The sequence below is a fragment of the Acinetobacter sp. UBA5934 genome (assembly GCF_002430855.1).
Lineage (GTDB): Bacteria > Pseudomonadota > Gammaproteobacteria > Pseudomonadales > Moraxellaceae > Acinetobacter.
In genome coordinates, this window is sequence record NZ_DJDC01000136.1 from 20,024 (window position 1) to 22,780 (window position 2,757).

Annotated in this window: 4 protein-coding genes and 2 tRNA genes; all 6 read right to left on the minus strand. The window is 45.3% G+C overall.

Translation table 11 applies throughout. From position 1 onward, the window contains the following. A partial coding sequence (locus B2Y23_RS09465) for an AIR synthase related protein (RefSeq protein WP_349679437.1) occupies window positions 1-218 on the minus strand: 218 nt, incomplete at its 3' end. A gap of 20 nt (window positions 219-238) precedes the next feature. Then, window positions 239-688 (minus strand): transcription antitermination factor NusB, encoded by a 450-nt coding sequence (gene nusB / locus B2Y23_RS09470; protein ID WP_291356438.1) that lies wholly within the window; start codon window positions 686-688, stop codon window positions 239-241. Between the two features lie 4 nt (window positions 689-692). Continuing rightward, window positions 693-1,163 carry a 6,7-dimethyl-8-ribityllumazine synthase gene (ribE, locus tag B2Y23_RS09475; protein WP_174560379.1) on the minus strand — a complete coding sequence of 157 codons (471 nt, stop codon included), beginning with the start codon at window positions 1,161-1,163 and terminating at the stop codon, window positions 693-695. A gap of 11 nt (window positions 1,164-1,174) precedes the next feature. Then, window positions 1,175-2,296, minus strand: coding sequence for a bifunctional 3,4-dihydroxy-2-butanone-4-phosphate synthase/GTP cyclohydrolase II (ribBA, locus tag B2Y23_RS09480; RefSeq protein ID WP_291370468.1), 1,122 nt, complete (start codon window positions 2,294-2,296; stop codon window positions 1,175-1,177). 303 nt (window positions 2,297-2,599) lie between these two features. Further along, window positions 2,600-2,675 (minus strand) — tRNA-Gly (locus tag B2Y23_RS09485). A gap of 2 nt (window positions 2,676-2,677) precedes the next feature. Further along, a tRNA-Glu gene (locus B2Y23_RS09490) sits at window positions 2,678-2,753 on the minus strand. Window positions 2,754-2,757: the final 4 nt, after the last annotated feature.

Here is a 2,757-nt window from a genome sequence, read left to right on the forward strand (position 1 = left end):
GCAATATCAGATAAATTGACAGCCACAGATTTCCAGCCGATGGCATGTGGATCGGTTTCTAAAGGAAAATGGCGTCCAGCAACCAGTGTATCGGCACAGATGACCAGTTGTTGCTGTGGAGGAGGGGTGAGCAAGGCTGAGTCGTCACCGACACCTAAATCGACAGACGCAGAAGTCTGACGATTGAAATAGGTGTCAATAATCGAAAACTCAGCCATACAACAAATCTACTGAAAAATTAGTCGGCTTGTTGCTTTTCTGCTGCACGTAAGCTGGTTGCTAAACGGTCCAATACACCGTTGATGTATTTATGGCTGTCTGCACCGCCAAAATGTTTAGCAAGCTCAATCGATTCATCTAGAACCACGCGATATGGAATTTCAAGATGTTCTTTCAATTCATACGCACCAAGACGAAGCGTTGCGAGTTCAACGCCATCAAGCGCATCAATTTCGCGATCAAGCACAGGGATTAAGAGCGCATCCAATGCTTCATGATTGGCAACCACTTGAGTCAACAATTCATGATAATAGCCGAGATCCACTTTGTGCATGGCATTTTCCACACGTGTACGTGCTTCAATCTCATGTACCGGATTGTGGCTCATCTGCCATTCATAAATTCCTTGTACAGCAAAGCGACGTGCTTTACGTTTTGCTGCATAAGTTGCTTGAAGTGTTTGCGACATAGCGTTAAATAGCCTTTAACAAGTTAACCATTTCAATTGCAGTAAGGGCAGCTTCACCACCTTTATTACCTGCTTTTGTACCCGAGCGTTCAATCGCTTGTTCAATACTATCCGTAGTCAATACACCATTAATTACTGGTAAGCCAGTGTCCAGACCAACCACGCCTAAACCTTTGGCACATTCACCAGCAACAAAATCGAAGTGAGGCGTGCTACCACGAATCACGGCGCCAAGTGCAATAATTGCATCAAAACCATTTGAAGCTGCCAATTTTTTAGCAACCACAGGAAGTTCCCAGGCGCCAGGTGCGTGAACAACAGTGATATTATCCTCTGATACACCATGACGTTTCAATGTATCAATTGCACCTTCTAATAGATGTTCGACAACAAAACTATTAAAACGACCCACTAAAATCGCGTAACGGCCTTCGCTCGCGAGATGTAACATACCTTCAATACGGCGAACTGCCATAGCAACCTCGATTATTTCTCTGTTGTTTGATGTGCGGTGATGTATTCCACCACTTCTAAATTAAAACCTGATAATGCATTAAAACGTAATGGCGAGCTGAGTAATTTCATTTTCTCAACCCCTAAATCACGTAAAATCTGTGCACCTACACCAATGGTTTGATACTGCTGAGACAACGCAGCACTTGATTTGGTTGGTTTTGGTGTAGTTAAACTTTCCAGCGCAGGGCCAAGATCCTGTAAATGGCGTTGACCGATCCAGACCAGTACACCACGATCACTATTGGAAATTTCTTTCAGGGCGCGATCTAGGTTCCAGGCCGGTTCGCCATCTTGCTTATTAATTTTCAGCAAGTCACGGGTCGGGTTAAAACCATGCACACGCACTGTGGTCACGCCATCTTTAGGCTCACCTTTGACCAAGGCCAAATGAATATCCGGGTTACCCAGTTCACGATAGCGATACAGATCAAAGCTGCCATATTCAGTATCGATTTTTTGCTGATCAATACGCTCAACCGTTTGTTCATTGGTCATGCGGTAATGAATCAGATCCGCAATGGTACCAATTTTCAAACCATGTTTTTCTGCGAAAACTTCAAGATCAGGACGGCGCGCCATGGTGCCATCTTCATTAATAATTTCACAGATCACCGATGCTGGTTCAAGACCAGCCAAACGTGAAAGGTCACAACCTGCTTCAGTATGACCGGCACGGTGCAATACGCCACCTGGCTGTGCCATCAGTGGGAAAATATGACCCGGTTGCACAATGTCTGCAGGTTTGGCATGCGCTGCCACGGCTGTTTGAATCGTATGGGCACGTTCAGCAGGTGAAATTCCGGTAGAAATTCCTTTCGCAGCTTCAATCGAAAGCGTGAAGTTAGTACCGTGCTGGGCGCCGTTGGCATCGACCATTAAGGGTAAATTGAGTTGCTGGCAACGCTCTTTACTTAAAGTCAGGCAGACCAAACCACGCGCATGGGTGATCATAAAGTTGATGTCTTCTGGACGTACGTGTGTCGCAGCAATAACTAAATCACCTTCATTTTCACGATCTTCATCATCCATCAGGATGACCATTTTTCCTGCACGGATATCTGCTACGAGCTCTTCAACGGTATTGAGCGGCATCTACCTTCACCTTCTTTTTGTCTCAAATGACATTTTGCTTGCATTGATTGTTGCATAGTCTACCGTTTTTTTACGATGTTTGCCTATGCTTATTGGTTTCCATTCCCGGTTCATTGTTATACACAGTGCCTGAACACTTGAAAAGAGGACTTTATTTTAAAAAGCAGCGATTATGCTGAATCTTTAAGCAGTTGAAATACATAAATAATGACAAACTTATGCAAAATGGTGCTGATTTATGGGCTGGCAAACGCGACTGGTATAAAAAAAGCCCCCATCTTTCGATGAGGGCTTTTTTGAATCTGGAGCGGGAAAGGAGACTCGAACTCCCGACCCCAACCTTGGCAAGGTTATGCTCTACCAACTGAGCTATTCCCGCCTTGGCGTCCCCTAGGGGACTTGAACCTCTGTTACGGCCGTGAAAGGGCGGAGTCCTAGGCCACTAGACGAAGGGGACACGC

What these genes read in the sequence shown, in the direction of transcription:
- nusB (WP_291356438.1), bottom strand. Translation starts at nt 688, where the DNA reads ATGTCGCAAACACTTCAAGCAACTTATGCAGCAAAACGTAAAGCACGT.
- ribE (WP_174560379.1), bottom strand. Translation starts at nt 1,163, where the DNA reads ATGGCAGTTCGCCGTATTGAAGGTATGTTACATCTCGCGAGCGAAGGC.
- ribBA (WP_291370468.1), bottom strand. Translation starts at nt 2,296, where the DNA reads ATGCCGCTCAATACCGTTGAAGAGCTCGTAGCAGATATCCGTGCAGGA.